17 protein-coding genes are annotated in these 17612 nt (G+C 68.4%); 15 read left to right on the forward strand and 2 right to left on the reverse strand.

The features are described 5' to 3' along the window. Positions 1-12: 12 nt before the first annotated feature. Both ACN27E_RS00150 and ACN27E_RS00155 read right to left on the reverse strand, forming a co-directional pair. Positions 13-1638: an FAD-dependent oxidoreductase gene (locus tag ACN27E_RS00150; RefSeq protein ID WP_422745932.1), complete on the reverse strand. Its 1626-nt coding sequence runs from the start codon at positions 1636-1638 to the stop codon at positions 13-15. 22 nt (positions 1639-1660) lie between these two features. Beyond that, on the reverse strand, positions 1661-2368 hold the full coding sequence (locus ACN27E_RS00155; RefSeq protein WP_422745934.1) for an IclR family transcriptional regulator: 708 nt from the start codon (positions 2366-2368) through the stop codon (positions 1661-1663). Positions 2369-2473: 105 nt separating this feature from the next. Between ACN27E_RS00155 and ACN27E_RS00160 the strand changes: the two genes are divergently transcribed. From ACN27E_RS00160 to ACN27E_RS00230, 15 genes are all read left to right on the forward strand, one after another. Next, positions 2474-3337: an alpha/beta fold hydrolase gene (locus ACN27E_RS00160; protein ID WP_422745936.1), complete on the forward strand. Its 864-nt coding sequence runs from the start codon at positions 2474-2476 to the stop codon at positions 3335-3337. Between the two features lie 8 nt (positions 3338-3345). Next, on the forward strand, positions 3346-5025 hold the full coding sequence (locus ACN27E_RS00165; protein ID WP_422750139.1) for a bifunctional 3-(3-hydroxy-phenyl)propionate/3-hydroxycinnamic acid hydroxylase: 1680 nt from the start codon (positions 3346-3348) through the stop codon (positions 5023-5025). Beyond that, positions 4949-5890, forward strand: a complete 942-nt coding sequence (locus ACN27E_RS00170; protein ID WP_422745939.1) for a 3-carboxyethylcatechol 2,3-dioxygenase — start codon at positions 4949-4951, stop codon at positions 5888-5890. Before ACN27E_RS00165 ends, ACN27E_RS00170 begins: the two co-directional genes overlap by 77 nt. Continuing rightward, on the forward strand, positions 5887-7638 hold the full coding sequence (locus tag ACN27E_RS00175) for an FAD-binding protein (RefSeq protein WP_422745942.1): 1752 nt from the start codon (positions 5887-5889) through the stop codon (positions 7636-7638). The genes ACN27E_RS00170 and ACN27E_RS00175 overlap by 4 nt, the downstream gene beginning before the upstream one ends. Then, on the forward strand, positions 7635-8945 hold the full coding sequence (locus tag ACN27E_RS00180) for an LLM class flavin-dependent oxidoreductase (RefSeq protein ID WP_422745945.1): 1311 nt from the start codon (positions 7635-7637) through the stop codon (positions 8943-8945). The genes ACN27E_RS00175 and ACN27E_RS00180 overlap by 4 nt, the downstream gene beginning before the upstream one ends. A gap of 7 nt (positions 8946-8952) precedes the next feature. Continuing rightward, positions 8953-9765 (forward strand): coniferyl-alcohol dehydrogenase, encoded by an 813-nt coding sequence (locus ACN27E_RS00185; protein WP_422745947.1) that lies wholly within the window; start codon positions 8953-8955, stop codon positions 9763-9765. Position 9766: 1 nt separating this feature from the next. After that, complete coding sequence (locus ACN27E_RS00190; protein ID WP_422745949.1) at positions 9767-10756, forward strand: cyclase family protein; 990 nt, start codon at positions 9767-9769, stop codon at positions 10754-10756. Between the two features lie 11 nt (positions 10757-10767). Then, entirely contained in the window at positions 10768-11346 is a 579-nt protein-coding gene (locus ACN27E_RS00195; protein WP_422745950.1) for an NADPH-dependent FMN reductase, read from the forward strand. Then, entirely contained in the window at positions 11343-12185 is an 843-nt protein-coding gene (locus tag ACN27E_RS00200) for an alpha/beta fold hydrolase (protein WP_422745952.1), read from the forward strand. Before ACN27E_RS00195 ends, ACN27E_RS00200 begins: the two co-directional genes overlap by 4 nt. Continuing rightward, positions 12182-12997, forward strand: a complete 816-nt coding sequence (locus tag ACN27E_RS00205; protein WP_422750141.1) for an SDR family NAD(P)-dependent oxidoreductase — start codon at positions 12182-12184, stop codon at positions 12995-12997. The genes ACN27E_RS00200 and ACN27E_RS00205 overlap by 4 nt, the downstream gene beginning before the upstream one ends. A gap of 56 nt (positions 12998-13053) precedes the next feature. After that, on the forward strand, positions 13054-13707 hold the full coding sequence (locus ACN27E_RS00210; protein WP_422745954.1) for a TetR/AcrR family transcriptional regulator: 654 nt from the start codon (positions 13054-13056) through the stop codon (positions 13705-13707). Continuing rightward, positions 13707-13901, forward strand: a complete 195-nt coding sequence (locus tag ACN27E_RS00215; RefSeq protein ID WP_422745955.1) for a ferredoxin — start codon at positions 13707-13709, stop codon at positions 13899-13901. The genes ACN27E_RS00210 and ACN27E_RS00215 overlap by 1 nt, the downstream gene beginning before the upstream one ends. Positions 13902-13905: 4 nt before the next feature. Beyond that, positions 13906-15153, forward strand: coding sequence for a cytochrome P450 (locus ACN27E_RS00220; protein WP_422745957.1), 1248 nt, complete (start codon positions 13906-13908; stop codon positions 15151-15153). A gap of 35 nt (positions 15154-15188) precedes the next feature. Next, complete coding sequence (locus ACN27E_RS00225; RefSeq protein ID WP_422745959.1) at positions 15189-16364, forward strand: amidohydrolase family protein; 1176 nt, start codon at positions 15189-15191, stop codon at positions 16362-16364. A 71-nt stretch (positions 16365-16435) separates the two neighbouring features. Continuing rightward, on the forward strand, positions 16436-17611 hold the full coding sequence (locus tag ACN27E_RS00230; protein ID WP_422750143.1) for a M24 family metallopeptidase: 1176 nt from the start codon (positions 16436-16438) through the stop codon (positions 17609-17611). The last annotated feature ends 1 nt before the right edge of the window (position 17612 follow it).

Below are 17612 nucleotides of genomic sequence, written 5' to 3' on the forward strand. Positions count from 1 at the left end.
GCGGCTAGCGGTTCAGCACGGCAACGATTCGCCCGTGGCTGCGGCGTGGCCGGCGCGCACGCCGAACACCATCGCCGGACCCAGCGTCCCGCCCGCGCCGCCGTAGGCCTTGCCGGTGGCGCCCGCCATCGCATTGCCGGCGGCGAAGAGGCCGGGGATCGGGCACCCGCTGACATGCAGCACCCGGCCGTCGCGGTCGGTGCGCGGCCCGCCCTTGGTGCCCATCGCCCCGATCGACACCGGGACGGCATAGTAGGGCGCGGTGTCGACGGGGCCGAGGGTCTGCAGGGCGGGTGTGGGTGCTTTCGGATCGCCCCAGTAGCCGTCGTAGGCGCTCGCGCCCCGGCCGAAGTCCGGGTCCCGTTCCTGGGCGACAGCGGCGTTCCACGTATCGAGCGTGCGGGCCAGCCCGGTGGCGTCGATGCCGGTCTTCTCACTGAGCTCGTCGAGCGTCGCCGATGCGCAGAACCAGTCGGGCACCGGGCCGTCGGGGTCCACGCCGAGAAATCCGTAGTGCTTGAGATGCAGGGAGTCGAAGACGATCCAGGCGGGGTCGTTGACGTAGCCGTGCCGGGGATCCAGGTACTGGAACGCGCCGGCCATCGAGTTGTACTCGCCGGCCTCGTTGAGGAATCGCCTGCCCGCCCGGTTGACGATGATGCTGCGGGGCCTGGTGCGTTCGAGCCGGACGCTGCGGCTGCGCGGGTGGCCGTCGATGGTGTCGCCGGGGATCTGGACGATCGGCACCCACCAGGCCTCACCCATGTTCGCCAGGTCGGCGCCGTGAGCCATGACCATCCGCAGACCGTCTCCGGTGTTGTTCGGCGGTGACACTGCGCCCCGCATCGGGCCGCGCAGGAAGGCCTCCACCAGGCCGGTGTCCCATTCGAAGCCACCGGTCCCGAGCACCACCGCACGCCGGGCATGCACACGAATCTGGTTGCCGTCGAGATCGATTCGCACGCCGACGATGCGACCGTCCTCGACGATCAACTCGAGGGCCCTGGCGCCGGTTCGCGGTGTGACGCCGACGTCGAGCAGTCCTTTGAGTAGACCGGCGACCAGCGCCGTTCCGGCGACACACAGTTCGGCGTCGGGGTCGATGTCATCCGGGGCGGATGCGAAGATCCGGGCCCGGGTCTCGGCGTCGATGCCGACGTTGCTGAAATCCGCGGGGAAAGCGGTGATGCGGTCGTGCCACGGGCCGAGTCGCTTGAGGTCGAACGGCGCGGCGGCCAGCGAGCGGCCACCACCGGGGCGCCCGCCCGGCAGCTCGGGCTTGTAGTCCGGAAAGCCCTCGGCCACCGCGAATCTCAGATCGCTGTTCCCCTCGATGAAGTCGAGCATCGCCGGCCCGGTGCGCACGAAGGTCTCGACCAGCTCGTCGTCCATGACGCCCAGTGACTGGGCGTGCAGGTAGGCCAGCGCATCCTCGACGGACAGCGGCCCGTCCGGCGACCGATCGTGCGCCGGTATCCAGACGATGCCGCCCGACACGGCGGTGGTACCGCCGACCGTCGCGGCCTTCTCGTACACCTCGACGTCGGCTCCCCCGACGGCCGCGCTGAGTGCTGCGGCCAGTCCCGCACCTCCGGTGCCCAGGACGACGACGTCGGTCTCGTGGTTCCACATGCCCATGGCTGTCCCTCCTGTCGGCTCGTCAGATGACGGCGGCGAGGTGCCTGGCCGCCCTGATCACCGCGTCCCTGCCGTCGAGTACGACGTCTTCGCGGTGGGAGATGAGGTTGATACAGGTCGGTGGGGACGGCGGCCGGCGGCGGACGGGTACGGCCAGGCCGTAGGTATTGGGCTCGATCTCGCCGTGGGTGATAACCCAGCCCTGGGAACGTGTCTGCGGTACCAGCTCACGTTCACCGGGGCGCGGCGGCATGCTCGCCAGCAGTGCGATGCCGGCGGCGCCCCGGTCGAGGGGATAGCGGCTGCCCTCGTGGAACGACAACTGGTAGAAGACGTTGGTCGGCACGATCACGGCTACCGCCACTTGTTGATCACCCTCGGCCACCAGCAACGACACCGTCGTGGCGAGTTCGTCGGCCAGGCCACGCAGAATCGGGACGCTCAGGGCCCGCACGTTGTTGTCGAACGACGAACCCAGCAGCGCCAGTCCCGCGGCGGGCCGATAGCGGCCGTCCTCGCCCTTGGCCACGTAGCGAAACTGGGTCAGCGTGCCGAGCAACCGGTAGGCGATCGTTCGATGGACACCGACATGTTCGGCGACCTGCTGCACCGTCAGTCCGGCCGGCGCGGTGGCGACCGCCTGCAGCGCGGACAGGCCCCTGGCCAGGGTCTGGGATCCGGCTGCCAACTTCTCGGGCATGGCGCCGTCCGGTCCCTTGACAGACGTCATCGTGAGAGCAATGCTCTAAAGATAGTGCACATTAATGAGCGATAGTAGCACACACCATTATCTCGAATTGAGAATGTTGTTTTCGCGCAAGGGGGAGTCGGGTCGGTGGCGGAGCACGAAAGCGTGTGGAGCGATCTCCAGGGCGTCGCCTTCTCGCAGGGCTACCTCGACGCCGGTGGGGTGCGCACCCGCTTCCTGCACGCCGGGGACGTCACCAGGCCGGCCCTGGTTCTGCTGCACGGATCTGGCGGTCACGCCGAGGCCTATGTCCGCAACCTGGAGGCGCACGCCGAGCACTTCTCGACGTGGTCGATCGACATGCTCGGGCACGGCTATACCGACAAGCCGGGCCATCCACTCGAGATCCCGCACTATGTCGACCATCTGCTCGCGTTCCTCGACGCCATCGGCGCCGAACGTGCCCACATCAGCGGCGAGTCGCTCGGCGGATGGGTGGCGGCCCGGGTGGCCGCCGACCACGGCGACCGGGTGGAGAGGCTGGTCCTCAACACCGCGGGCGGTTCTCAGGCCGACCCGGAGGTGATGCAGCGCATCATCACCCTGTCGATGGCTGCGGCCGAAGACCCGAGTTGGGAGACCGTCACCGCCCGCATCAAGTGGTTGATGGCCGACAAGAGCAAGGATTACGCCGACATCGTGGCGAGCCGGCAGCGGGTGTACCGCCAACCGGGCTTCGTCGCCGCGATGCGCGACATCATGGCGCTGCAGGACACCGGTATCCGGGCGCGAAACCTGCTCGGCCCCAAAGAGTACGGGGCGATCAGCGCGCCCACCCTGGTGGTGTGGACCAGTGACGATCCGACCGCCGACGTCGAGGAGGGCCGCCGGATGGCGTCCATGATCCCCGGCGCCCGCTTCGAGGTGATGCCCGGCTGCGGCCACTGGCCGCAGTACGAGGACCCCAAGACGTTCAACCGGCTGCACCTCGACTTCCTGAGGGGGCGCTGACCGTGAGCATCGACACCGAAGCCGACGTCGTCATCATCGGCGCAGGCCCGGTCGGCCTGACCCTGGCCAACATCCTCGGCGGACAGGGGGTGCGCACCGTCGTCGTCGAGGAACGCGACACGCTCATCGACTATCCGCGCGGGGTGGGTCTCGACGACGAGGCGCTGCGGACGTTTCAGGCGATCGGCCTGGTCGAGGCCGTGCTGCCGCACACCGTGCCCAACCAGATCCTTCGGTTCTTCGACGGCAACCGTCGGCTGCTGGCCGAGATGGCCCCGCCCGACGCGCGTTTCGGGTGGCCCAAGCGCAACGGGTTCGTCCAGCCCATGGTCGACGCCGAGCTGCTCGCCGGTCTGCAGCGCTTCGCGCACGTAGAGGTGCGCTGGAGCCGGCGGATGCTGTCCTGCCACGAGACCCCCGTCGGCGTCACGGTGGATCTCCCCGGCGAGACGGTACGGGCCCGCTACCTGGTCGGCTGCGATGGCGGACGCAGCGCCACCCGCCGCCTGATGGGGGTGTCGTTCGACGGCACCACCTCGCCGACTCGCTGGCTCGTCGTCGACCTCGCCAACGATCCGCTGGGCCACCCCAACAGCGAGGTCGGAGCCGACCCGGCCCGCCCGTACGCGTCCATCTCGATCGCGCACGGGATCCGGCGATTCGAATTCATGATCCACGCCGACGAGACCGACGAACAGGCCGAGGACCCGGCCTTCATCCGATCCATGCTGGGACGCCTGATTCCCCATCCGGACCGCGTCGACATCATCCGCCACCGGCTCTACACCCACCACTCCCGCATCGCCGGCACGTTCCGCCAGGGGCGCATGTTCCTGGCCGGCGACGCCGCACACCTGATGCCGGTGTGGCAGGGCCAGGGCTACAACAGTGGCATCCGGGACGCGGCCAATCTCGGGTGGAAGCTCGCCGCGGTCGTCAACGGACAGGCCGGCGACGCGCTGCTCGACACCTACGACGTCGAACGCCGCAAGCACGCCCGCGCCATGATCGACCTGTCCACGCTCGTGGGCCGTGTCATCTCACCCACCAATCGCCATGTTGCGGGGTTGCGCGACAGGGTGATACGCGGCGCGTCGATCGTCCCCACACTGAAACGCTATGTGCTGGAGATGCGGTTCAAGCCGATGCCGCGCTACGAGCAGGGTGCGGTGTACCACGCCGATGCGCCGACCGCGATCTCGCCCGCGGGCACCCTGTTCCTGCAGCCGCGGGTGGACACCCGCGACGAGCGCAACGTGTTGCTCGACGAGGTGCTCGGTGACGGGTTCGCGGTGCTGTGCTGGAACAACAACCCCCGCGCACTGCTCGGTGCACCGGCGTTCGAGCGATGGCGGGCACTGGGCGCCCGGTTCGTCGCCGCGCGGCCGATCACGCAGCTGCACTGGACCGGACACGACGACCCCGACGTCGTCGTGGTCGGCGACGCCACCGGGGCGCTGAAGAGGTGGTTCGACGGGCACAGCGAATCGGTGCTGTTCCTTCGTCCCGATCGCTGCATTGCCGGCGCATGTATCGCCCAGTGCGCCCCGGAGATCAGCGCCGCGCTCTTCGACGTCCTGCATCTGACCCAGGGGGGAGGTGATGGTCACCATGGCGGAACTCGCCCTGTGCTGCATGTCGCACAGCCCGCTGTTGAATCTTCCGGGACCGTCGCGGGAACTCCTTGACGACATCGCCGCGCAACTGGCTGCGGTCCGCGACTTCGTCACCGAATTCGACCCCGAGCTGGTCGTCACGTTCTCTCCGGACCACTACAACGGCTTCTTCTACAAGCTGATGCCGCCGTTCTGCGTCGGCACCTCTGCCCAGGGCGTCGGGGACTACGGCACCCACGCCGGACCGCTCGACGTGCCCCAGCGGCTGGCCGGCGAGCTGGCCGCCGCGGTGCTCGAAGCCGGTGTGGACGTGGCGATCTCGGCCAGTATGGACGTCGACCACGGCACCGTACAGCCCCTGGAGAAACTCTTCGGCGACGCCACCGCCCGTCCGGTGATCCCCGTCTTCTGCAACTCGGTCGCCACCCCATTGGGACCGCTACGGCGCACCCGGGCCCTGGGCGCGGCCATCGGGGAATACCTGTCGACGCTGAACCAGCGGGTACTTATCGTCGGCTCTGGCGGCCTCTCCCACGATCCGCCCGTGCCGACGCTGGCCACCGCCCCGCCGGCGGCGCTCGACCGCATCGTGCACGGCGCGCCCATGATCGCCGAAGCGCGGACGGCCCGCGCCCGTGCCGTCATCGACGCCGCGCAGGCGTTCGCGCACGGCAACAGCTCGCTGCAGCCGCTGAACCCGGCGTGGGACCAGTCGTTCCTGGAGATCGTCGACGAGGGGTGGTTGACCGACCTCGACGGTTGGTCGAACGTGTTCATCACCCGAGAGGGCGGCAACTCCGGCCACGAGATCCGTACCTGGGTGGCGGCGTTCGCCGCACTGGCGGCCGGCGGCCCGTACCGGACCCGGCACCGGTTCTACCGCGCCGCACCAGAACTCATCGCCGGCTTCGCGATCCGCACGGCGGTGCCCGCATGACACACCCGGAGTTCGACACCGAGGTCGACGTCCTGGTCGTCGGGTCGGGCGGTGGTGGGATGACGGCGGCACTGACCGCGGGGTCCGAAGGTCTGGACACCCTTGTCGTGGAGAAGGGTTCGCACTTCGGCGGTTCCACGGCGCTCTCCGGCGGCGGTATCTGGGTGCCCGGCGCGCCCTCGCAGCGGGCCGCGGGGTACACACCGGATCCCGACGCGGTGTTCGGTTACCTACGGCAGATCACCGGCGGCCTGGTCAGCGACGCACGGCTGCGGACCTACGTCGAGGTGGCGCCGCAGATGATGGAATTCCTCGAGAAGCTCAGTCCCTGGTTCGAATTCGTCTGGAAGCCCGGCTATGCCGACTACTATCCGGAAGTCCCGGGCGGATCCGGACTCGGCAGCACTATCAACGTCCCGGCGATCGACCTGCGGGCGCTCGGCGAGGAGGAGCAGCACCTGCTGCAGCCCCTGGCGCTGGCGCCGAAGGGAATCTGGTTCGCACCGAAGGATCTCCGGCTGTTCTACCAGGTGCGGCAGAACTGGCGCGGCAAGGCGGTCCTGGTCAAGCTGATCTGGCGGATGGTGCGGGCCCGGGTGTTCGGCGACCGGATGGCTGCGATCGGACAGTCGCTGGCGGCGCGCATGCGACTGGCGCTGAAACAACAGGACATCCCGCTGTGGCTGAACGCGCCGATGACCGAGGTGATCACCGACGCCGGCGGTGCGGTGATCGGTGCGGTCGTCGAGAGGGACGGACGCGTGGTCCGCATCGGCGCGCGGCGCGGTGTGGTGCTGGCCGCCGGCGGCTTCGATCACGACATGGCCTGGCGCAGGGAACACCTTCCCCTCCTCGAGAAGGACTGGAGTTTCGGCAATCCCGCGAACGTGGGCGACGGCATCCGGGCCGGCGAGAAGGCCGGCGGCGCGACCGAGCTGCTCGACGAAGCCTGGTGGTTCCCCGCGATGTGCTGGCCGGACGGCCGACTGCAGTTCATGCTCAACGAACGCATGATGCCGGCCCAGTTCGTCGTCAACGGCGAGGGTCGCCGGTTCATCAACGAGGCCGCGCCCTACATGGACTTCGCGCACGCGATGATCGCCGGCCACAACAGCGGGGTCACCCACATCCCGTGCTGGCTGATCACCGACATCCGCTCGTTCCGCCGGTACGTCGTCGGCGGTCATCTCCCGATCCCCAAGGTGCCGTTCGCACCCGTGCCCACCGGGCGCAACGTGCCCACGGCGTGGCTGGAATCCGGGGTGGTCAAGGAAGCGCACAGCTGGGCGGAGATGGCCGGCAAGATCGGCGTTCCGCCGGAGAATCTGTGCCGCACCGCCGACCGGTTCAACGAACTGGCCCGCAACGGTCATGACGACGACTTCGGTCGGGGAGACAGCGCCTACGACAACTACTACGGCGATCCGACGCTGCCCAATCCCAACCTGCATCCGCTCGGCAAGCCGCCGTACTACGCATTCCAGGTCATTCTCGGCGACCTCGGCACGTCGGGTGGTCTGCGCACCGACGAGCACGCCCGGGTGCTGCGCGAGGACGGCTCCGCGCTGCCCGGGCTCTACGCCGTGGGCAACAACTCCGCGGCGGTGATGGGCCGCAGCTATGCCGGGGCCGGCGCAACGATCGGTCCCGCCATGACGTTCGGCTACGTCGCCGCCCGACATATCGCGGCGAGTTCCCACGAACCCCAGTCCCCGTCCAACGCCCACTCCCTCGGAGGTAGTCCGTGAAAATTTCGCTGTTCTACGAATTCCCGCTGCCGCGGCCCTGGTCCGAGGACGACGAGCACCAGTTGTTCCAGCATGGCCTGGACGAGGTCGAGGCCGCCGACAAGGCGGGCTTCTCGACGGTGTGGCTGACCGAGCACCACTTCCTCGAGGAGTACTGCCACTCCACCGCGCCGGAGATGTTCTTGGCCGCAGCGAGCCAGCGTACGAGGGACATCCGGCTCGGCTTCGGCGTGATGCACCTGCCGCCGGCGATCAACCACCCGGCGCGGATCGCCGAACGGGTGTCCACCCTGGATCACCTGTCCAACGGTCGCGTGGAATTCGGCACCGGGGAGGGCTCGTCGGTCGCCGAGCTCGGCGGGTTCAACATCGACCCGGCCGACAAGCGCGCGCAGTGGGAGGAGGCGCTCGAGGTGACCATCCGCTCGATGGTCGAGGCGCCGTTCAGCGGATTCAAGGGCGAGCACATCGAGATGCCGGCGCGTAACGTCGTCCCGAAGCCGCTGCAGAAGCCGCATCCGCCGGTGTGGGTGGCGTGTACGCGGCCGTCCTCGGTGCAGATGGCGGCGCAGAAGGCCATCGGTGCACTGAGTTTCGCCTATACCGGGCCCGAGGCGCTGAAGAGCCGCGTCGACGGCTACTACCGGGAGTTCGAGGAGCAGGGCACGCCGGTCACTCCGGCGATCAACCCGAACCTGCTGGCCATCGGTGGCGACCTGTCGATGATGGTGGCCAAGAGCGACGAGGAAGCACTCGAGCGCCTCGGTATCGGCGGCGGCTTCTTCTCGTTCGGGATCATGCACTACTACGTCAACGGCATGCACACCCCCGGCCGCACCGGCGTGTGGGAGCTCTACGAGCAGGCGGTCAACGAAGATCCGACGCTGGCTTACGGGCCCGGCCGCGGCGCCATCGGATCTCCGGACACCGTGCGCGAGTTCCTGCGCGGCTACGAGGCCAGCGGCGTCGACGAGATCATCCTGCTGCTGAACCCGCGCAGCCACGAGGGCACGATGGAATCGATCGAGATCATGGGCCGGGAGATCCTTCCCGAGTTCATCGAACGGGACGCGAAAGCCGTTGCCGACAAGGCGAAGCGGCTCGAGCCGGTGATCGAGAAGGTCGAGGCGCGCCGTCAGCCGTCCGATGCTCCGCTGTTCGACGAGACCTACGCGTTCGGCGGCCTGCCCACCGGCCGCGGCGGCAAGTTCACCGCCGGCGAGATCCCGGAGGCCATGGCCGAGATCAACGAGGGTCGCGTCAAGGCCGCACAGCTGGAGAAGAAGGCTCGCGAGCAGGCGGGCTGAACGATCCGTGGGAACGATCGACGAGCTGTGGCGCTACGACGGAAAGCGGGTGGTCGTCACGGGGTGTGCCTCGGGTATCGGGGCGCACGTCGCGCGACAGCTGTCCGAGCTGGGGGCGCACGTGGTGGGGCTCGACATGCGCCGCCCGGCGGGCGATCTGGGGATGTTCCTCGAGGTCGATCTGACCGACGCTGCGTCGATCGAGTATGCGGCCGCCTCGATCGGCGGTGAACTCGACGGCGTCTTCAACGTCGCGGGAGTGTCCTCGGGTATCGGTGACCCCCTGCGGGTGGTGCAGATCAACTTCCTCGGACTGCGCCACCTCACCGAGGCACTCATCCCGCAGATGCGGGCCGGAGCTTCGATCGTCAACGTGTCGTCCCTCGCAGCGGCCGACTATCTCGACCACCGGGACACCGTCGCGGGCCTGCTGGCCACCCGCACCGTCGACGAGGGCATCGCCTGGTGCACCGGTCATCCCGAGGCGATCGCCGACGGGGGCTACCGGCTGGCCAAGGAGGCGGTCATCCTCTACACCATGTGCAACGCCGGGCCACTCGGAGCCAGGGGCATCAGGATCAATTGCACCGGCCCCGGGGTCACCGAGACACCCATCCTCGATCAGCTGCGATCCGCCTACGGTCCGGCCTTCCTCGACGGCATCCCCAAGCCACTCGGCCGGGTCTCGACGCCGGAGGAACAGGCCGCGGTGCTGGTGTTCCTGGGCAGCCCCGCCGCCGGCTACATCACCGGGCAGGTGGTCTGGGTCGACGGCGGCAACATCGCCGGCCGGGTCGCCGCCACCATGAAGGGAGCGTGAGGTGGCCACGTTGGACGAATTCCGCCGGGCCGGCGAGGCCGTCCGCAACTGGGGGCGCTGGGGCGCGGCCGACGAACTCGGCACGCTGAACTTCATCACCCCCGAGAAGGTGGCCGAGGGCGCCGGCCTGGTCCGGCACGGCAAGGTGTTCCCGCTGGGCGTGGATTTCGGGTCCTCCGGGCCGCAGGGCGCCTTCCAGTACCGGCCCAACCCGATGCACGTCATGACCGTCGACGGCGGCGACGCGCACACGCTGGTCAAGTACGGCCCCGACTGGCTGAAGAACGCCGTGGCGCAGCAACTTTCGGGCTACTTCGTCGACAACCCGTTCCGCTTCAACGACGACATGATCATCATGCCGCTGCAGGCCGCGACCCAATGGGACGCGCTGTCGCATGTCTACTACGACGACGAGCTCTACAACGGGTTCCCCGCGGGCTCGGTGACCAGCCAGGGTGCCTTCCACTGCGGCATCGACAAGGTCGACGGTAAGGGCATCACCTCCCGCGGCGTGCTCCTCGACCTGGTGCGCCATCGCGGCGCGGACACCTTTCTCGCCCACGGCGAGCCGATCACGCCGGACGAACTGGACGAGGTCGCCCGGACCCAGGGCGTCACGGTGGGCAGCGGCGATGTGGTGCTGGTCCGCACCGGCTGGTGGGACAGGTTCCTGGAAGCCGGCGACGGCACCGAGCCCTACTCCGGTCTGGACTGGCGTTGTGCGAGTTGGCTGCACGAGCACGAGGTGGCCGCGGTGGCCGCCGACAACCTGATGGTCGAGGATCCTGCCTCCGGCGTCGAGGGCACCATCCTGCCCATGCACATGCTGTGCCTGCGCGACATGGGCCTGATGCTCGGCGAGTACTGGGACCTCGGCGCCCTGGCCGCCGACTGTGCCACCGACGGCGTGTACGAATTCCAGCTGATCGCTCCACCGCTTCGGGTCACCGGGGCGGTCGGGGCCCCGGTGAATCCGATCGCGATCAAATGACGGGGGAGACGATGACCACCGATGGCGGTCCGCTGGTCGTCGGCCTCGGCGGCACACTGCGGGCCAACTCGTCGACCGAGCGGGCGGTGCGCCACTGCCTGGACGCCGTCGCCCGCCAAGGCGGGCGCATCCGCATGTTCGCCGGACCGGACCTCGACCTGCCGATGTACGCACCTCATTCCCTCGACCGCACCCCACGGGCGCTCGAACTCGTTGCGGCACTGCGCGGCGCCGATGCGGTGGTGGTCGGCTCGCCCGGCTACCACGGCGCGATCTCCGGGCTGGTCAAGAACGCGCTGGACTACATCGAGGACCTGCGCGAAGATCCCCGCGTCTACCTCGACAACACCCCGTGGGGGTGTATCAGCTGCGCCTACGGCTGGCAGGCTGCAGTCGGCACGCTGGGGCAGCTCCGTTCCATCGGGCATGCGTTGCGGGCGTGGCCCACTCCGCTCGGAGTCGCCATCAACTCGGCCGAGCGGGTCTGGGACGACACCGGCGAGCTCGTCGACGCGCCGGTGCGCAACCAACTCGACATGCTGGCCGGTCAGCTGCTCACCTTCGCGCAGGCCTACCGGAGCGCCACGTGAACGCGACCCGCCGCACCGTCGACGTCGACGGGCTGCGGACAACGTATCTCGAAGCGGGACAGGGCGACCCGGTCGTCCTGCTGCACGGCGGTGAGTTCGGCGCCTGCGCCGAACTCGGCTGGGAACGCGTCATCGACGCGCTCGCCGAAGGCCATCGCGTGCTGGCGCCCGACATGCTGGGATTCGGGGGATCGGCGAAGGTCGTCGACTTCAACGACGGCCGCGGGATGCGCATCCGCCACATCGGCCGCTTCTGCGCGACGCTCGGCGTGGAGCGCGCACACTTCGTCGGCAATTCGATGGGTGCGATCAACCTGCTGGTCGACGCGACGTCGCCGGCCCCGGTGCTACCCATGCGCAGCCTGGTGGCGATCTGCGGCGGCGGGGAGATCCAGCGCAACGAACACAGCGCCGCACTGTACGACTACGACGCGACGCTCGAGGGCATGCGCAGGATCGTCACCGCCCTGTTCGCCGATCCGTCCTATCCGGCCGACGACGCGTACGTGGCGCGGCGGTATGCCTCGAGCATCGCGCCGGGCGCCTGGGAGGCGCTGGCCGCGGCCCGCTTCCGGCGTCCCGGTCTCGAACCGCCGCCGACGCCGTCGTCGGAGCGCGCTTATGAGCGCATCACAATGCCCACCCTGATCGTCGAGGGCGGCCGGGACAAGCTGCTGGCACCGGGATGGGCGGCCGGCATCGCCGCGCAGATCACCGGCGCGGGGTCGGCCGTGGTCGCCGAGGCCGGTCACTGCCCACAGATCGAACAGCCCGGCGGGGTCGTCCAGCTGCTCGCCGGGTTCCTCGCCGAGGTGTCACAACAGGAGGTGTCCGCCTGATGGCTGAACTGGAGGGCAAGGTCGCGATCGTGACCGGCGGGTCGTCGGGCATCGGCCGGGGCATCGTCGAACGCTTCGTCGCCGAGGGCGCCAGAGTCGTGATCGGTGACGTCCAGCGTGATCTCGGCGAGGCGCTGGCGGCCGAACTCGGCCCCAACGCGCTGTTCTGTCCCACCGACGTGAGTGATCAGACACAGGTCGCCGCCATGGTGGCCGCGGCGGTCGACTGGTTCGGCGGGCTGGACGTGATGGTCAACAACGCCGGCGTCTCCAGTCCGCTGCGGCGCGGGCTGTTCGATGAGGACTTCGCCGAGTTCGATCGGGTGATGCGGGTGAATCTCCTCGGTCTCATGGTCGGAACCCGCGACGCCGGCCGGTACATGGCCGAGCACGGTGGCGGGTCGATCATCAACCTCGGCTCGATCGGCGGCATCCAGGCCGGCGGCGGCGTACCGGTCTACCGTTCCTCGAAGGCGGCGATCCTGCACTTCACCAAGTGCGCGGCGATCGAGTTGGCGCACTACGAGATCCGGGTCAACTGCATCGCACCCGGCAACATCCCCACCCCGATCCTCGCCTCCTCGGCCACGGGGGAGGACAGGGCCCGGTTGGAACGATTCGAGGCGCGGATCCGCGAGCAGATGCGCAATGACCGCCCACTGAAACGGGAGGGCGTCGCAGCCGACGTCGCCGAGGCGGCGCTGTATCTGGCCACCGACCGGTCCCGCTATGTCACCGGCATCGTCCTGCCGGTCGACGGGGGCACCGTGGCCGGCAAGGTCATCGTCCGTAAACCCGACGGGGTCTCGTGAGCCCGGTGTTAAATCAGTCGCTTGACTTAAAGTCACCGGCGGCGTTGACTGTGACTGTGACCACAGCCAGGTCCGCGCGGGCCGAACGCGCCACCGGTACGCAGGAGGCGATTCTGCGGGCCGCCGAACGCCTCTACGCCGAACACGGGGTGTTCGCCGTCTCCAACCGTCAGGTGAGTGAAGCGGCGGGTCAGGGCAACAACGCCGCAGTCGGGTACCACTTCGGTTCCAAGACCGATCTGGTGCGGGCGATCGAGCACAAGCACCGCGGGCCGATCGAGCGTCTGCGCGAGCAGATGGTCTCGGAGTTGGGTCCCCGCCCCGGGATGCGGGACTGGGTGGCCTGCCTGGTCCGTCCACTCACCGACCATCTCGAGCAACTCGGCAACCCGACCTGGTACGCGCGCTTCGCGGCCCAGGTCATGACCGATCCGGCCTATCACGGCATCATCGTGCGCGACGCGCTGTCGTCCCCCTCGCTGGTCGAGGTGATCAGTGGGATCAGCACCTGCCTGCCGGACCTGCCCGCCGACGTGCGCGCCGAGCGGAACATCATGGGCCGCAACCTGCTGATGCACAGCTGCGCCGATCGCGAGCGCGGTCTGGCCCAAGGTGCTCCAGTGCCTCGAACATCCTGGAGCGCAGCAGCTTCCGGGCTCATCGACGCGATGGTCGGCCTCTGGCAGGCCCCGGTTACCGAAGAGCCGTGATGAAGATCGTGGTGAACCAGGACAAGTGTGTGTCCTCCGGACAGTGTGTGCTCAACGCCTTCGACGTCTTCGACCAACGCGACGACGACGGGGTGGTCGAGCTGCTGGTCGAGCAACCCGCCCCCGAACAGGAGCCGGAGGTCCGCGACGCGGCAGCCGCCTGCCCGGCTCTGGCCATCCATCTCGAGGAGTGATCACGTGTCGGACACCTTGACCGGAGCGACGGAGGCCTCCCCGGAGATCCCCGCAATTCCGGAGTACCCGATGGAGCGCGACGCGCGCTGCCCCTTCGCACCGCCGCGGCAGATGCTCGAGATGGGCGCGGCCACACCGCTGTCACGGGTCCGGATCTGGGACGGCAGCACGCCGTGGCTCATCACCGGACACGAGGTCGCCCGGACCCTGTTCGCCGACTTCCGCGTCAGCGTCGACGACCGCCGCCCGGGCTTCCCGCACTGGAACGAACACATGCTCTCCACGGTCGAGAAGCGGCCGCGGTCGGTGTTCACCTCGGATGCCGAGGAGCACACCCGTTTCCGCCGGATGCTGTCCAAACCGTTCACGTTCCGTCGGGTGGAAAATCTGCGGCCCACAATCCAGCAGGTCACCGATGAGTGCATCGACGCGATCCTCGCCGGGCCGCAACCCGCCGACATCGTCTCGGCTCTGGCGCTTCCGGTGCCCACCAAGGTGATCAGCGAGATGCTGGGCGTGCCGTACGAGGACCACGAGTTCTTCCAGGAGCACGCCAACGCCGGGCTGGCGCGCTTCGCGGCGGCCGACGCCATGCAGAAGGGCGCGATGAGCCTGCACCAGTACCTGATCAACCTCGTGGAGGAGAAGCAGGCGAATCCGGCCGAGGACGCGGTGTCCGATCTCGCCGAGCGCGTCACCGCCGGTGAGATCAGCGTCAAAGAGGCCGCGCAGCTGGGCACCGGACTGCTCATCGCCGGACACGAGACCACGGCGAACATGATCGGGATCGGTGTGCTGGCGCTGCTTGAGAATCCCGAACAGGCCGCGGCGCTGCGTGATTCGGACGATCCGAAATTCATCGCCAACGCCGCCGAAGAGCTCATGCGCTATCTGTCGATCATCCAGAACGGCCAGCGGCGCGTCGCGATCGAGGACATCGAGATTGCGGGGGAGACCATTCGTGCCGGCGAGGGCATCATCATCGACCTCGCCCCGGCCAACTGGGATGCGTCGGCCTACCCGGATCCGGAGCGGCTGGACTTCGGCCGCAACGCCGGCCAGCAGCTCGGCTTCGGCTACGGACGCCATCAGTGTGTCGGGCAGCAGCTGGCCCGTGCGGAACTGCAGATCGTATTCCACACCCTGCTGCGGCGCATTCCGACGCTACGGGTGGCTGTCCCGGTCGAGGAGATCCCCTTCAAACACGACCGACTCGCCTACGGCGTCTACGAACTACCGGTGACCTGGTAACCGCCTTCTCTGCCATAGGCCGATTGGAGACCCTCATGTCCACCCCCACCACGACTGCCCTGTATCCGCCCGAAGGCTTCGGCGCGCCCAAACACCGCAAGGGTCACACCACGCCGGACGGACTGACCGGGTTGCCGGAAGACACCACGATCTTCTCCGCCGACAACCACATCTCGGTGGCCGACGACATCTTCTACGAACGCTTCCCCGAAGAGCTGAAGGGCGCCGCGCCGCGCATCTGGTACGAGGACGGCGCCTACATGGTCGGTATGAAAGGCAAAGCCTGGACGGGCGGCGACTTCGGCCGGGTGCTGATGCAGTACGACGACCTCGCCGGCGCGGCGTCGAACAACATCGACGCCCGCATCCGGGAGCTCAAGGAGGACGGCATCGACAAGGAACTCGCGTTCCCGAATGCGGTGCTGGCCCTGTTCCATTACCCGGACAAATCGCTGCGCGAGCGGGTGTTCCGGATCTACAACGAGCACATCGCCGATCTGCAGGAGCGGAGCAACGGCCACTTCTACGGCGTCGGGCTGATCAACTGGTGGGACCCGAAAGGGACCCGCAGCACGCTCGAGGAACTCAAGTCGCTCGGCCTGAAGACGTTCCTGCTGCCGCTGAACCCCGGCAAGGACGACGAGGGCAACATCTACGACTACGGCAGCACGTCGATGGACGCGGTGTGGGACGAGATCGAGGCCGCCGGGCTGCCGGTCAGCCACCACATCGGGGAGACTCCGCCCAAGACGCCCTGCCAGAACAACAGCGTCGTCGTGGGCATGATGGTCAACGTCGACTCGTTTCGTGAGCAGTTCGCCAAGTACGTCTTCTCGGGCATCCTCGACCGGCACCCCTCGTTGAAGGTGGGCTGGTTCGAGGGCGGCATCGCCTGGGTACCCACCGCGCTGCAGGATGCCGAGCACATGCTCGCCTCCTACCGACACATGTTCAACCACGAACTGCAGCACGACGTCCGGCACTACTGGGACAACCACATGAGCGCCTCGTTCATGGTCGACCCGCTGGGTCTGCAGCTGATCGATCGCATCGGGGTCGACAACGTGATGTGGTCCAGCGACTACCCGCACAACGAGTCGACGTTCGGCTACTCCGAGAAGTCGCTGGCAACCGTCGTCGACGCGGTGGGTGCCGAGGCCGCGGTGAAGATCGTCAGCACCAACGTGCAGAACTTCCTGGGCGTCTCGTGACGGCGGTGTCTTCCCGATTGGCGTCGGGAACTGCGCTGTTCGACCTTCCCGAACGGCCGGACCGCGCCCGGATGTACCGCGAGTGCGGTGCGCGATTGCGGGCGTCGATGCGGGAGAGGGGCGTCGATGCCCTCGTGCTGCTCGGCAACGGCAACGTGGTCTACGCGACCGGGGCGAGTTGGCCGCTGCTCGATGCCGGACTGTCGCACGTCGAACGCCCGGTGGCCGTCGTGGTCGCCGACGACGAGCACCCGCACCTGTACATGCCCTTCCGTGAGGGCAGCGCCTTCGACACCGAAGTGCCCGACGATCACGTCCACGGCCCCCTCTATCTCGAATTCGACGAGGGCGCGGAGCATTTCGCGACGGTACTCGCGGGCCTGATACCGCCGACCGCCACGGTCGCCGTCGACGAACTCACCGGTGCGATGCGGCGGGCCGCCGGGAAGCTGTTTCCCGCGGGGCCAGCGAGCGACGCCGCTCTGGTGGTGGGCCCGGCGAAACTGGTCAAGACCGTCGACCAGATCGCTGCGGTACGAAGGGCCTGCCGCATCACTGAAGAGGCACTCCTCGACGTTCAGCCCGCGGTGGTCCCCGGGGTGAGCCAGATGGACCTCTCGGCGCGGTTCGTTCGGCGCGCGTTCGAACTCGGTGCGACGACGAACATGATCGAAGCCATCTGGCAGGTGATGCCGACGACCCGCAGCAGCGGCGCTGTCTGGACCACCACCGGTGATCTGGCACTGCCTTTGCTACCCACGGAGAAGCCGTTGGACCAGGGCGACGTGCTGTGGACCGACATCAGCATCACCTTCGAGGGGTATTGCTCGGACTGGGGCCGAACCTGGGTGGTGGGACAGGACGCCACGCCCGAGCAGAACGCGAACTTCGCGAAGTGGCGGTCGATCCTCGACGCCGTCTTGGCGGTCACGCGCGCGGGTGCCACCGCCGGCGATCTCGCACGCGCGGCGATCGCCGCCAACGGCGGCACCAAGCCGTGGTTGCCGCACTTCTACCTCGGCCACGGCATCGGCACCAACGCCGCCGAGATGCCGATGATCGGAACCGATCTCGGCGAGCAGTTCGACGACAATTTCGTGTTCCCGGCGGGGATGCTGCTCGTTCTCGAGCCCGTCGTGTGGGAGGACGGCACCGGCGGTTACCGCGGCGAGGAGATCGTGATCATCACCGAGGACGGCTACCAGTCGATCACCGATTACCCCTACGCGCCCTACGGACTGAGCTGAT

The sequence above is a fragment of the Mycobacterium sp. WMMD1722 genome (genome assembly GCF_049315205.1).
In the GTDB taxonomy this organism is placed as follows: domain Bacteria; phylum Actinomycetota; class Actinomycetes; order Mycobacteriales; family Mycobacteriaceae; genus Mycobacterium.